The organism is Vibrio sp. TH_r3, from assembly GCF_033101115.1.
Classification (GTDB): domain Bacteria; phylum Pseudomonadota; class Gammaproteobacteria; order Enterobacterales; family Vibrionaceae; genus Vibrio.
The window spans coordinates 1-400 of record NZ_JAWMPW010000095.1; the positions used below are offsets into that span (position 1 = coordinate 1).

Sequence of the window (400 nt, forward strand, 5' to 3'; positions counted from 1 at the left end):
AGAACGAGCTCTTCAGTTTAATGGCATGAGTTATGAAGCGGCGTTTGTGAAGCTTGCGGTATTGGATAAACTCCAATCTGACCAAGCGATTGATTTTGCAAAAGAATCACTTGAACGTTTCCCTCTCGGTTACGGATTAGCGATGCATCATTATTTATTGACAAACCAAGATGCTGAGAAGCAAGTTTTTATCGACCTATGCCAATGTAGGCAAGCAAATGCTGTTCATGTGGCTAGTTTATATATGTCCCTCAATATGAATCACGAAGCGCTATTGGTTCTTACACTTATCAACGCTAAAGGTGCTACACCAAATATTATTCGTGCGTCTCTTGCTAAAGAATCGGCAGAAGAGCTCCTACTCCAAGCAGAGCTACAATTCGCAAATCATGTTCTTTTC

At 41.0% G+C, this 400-nt stretch carries 1 pseudogene; it reads left to right on the forward strand.

What is annotated here, in order from left to right:
* A pseudogene (locus R3X26_RS18945) lies at positions 1 to 400 on the forward strand (hypothetical protein); the annotation flags it as partial.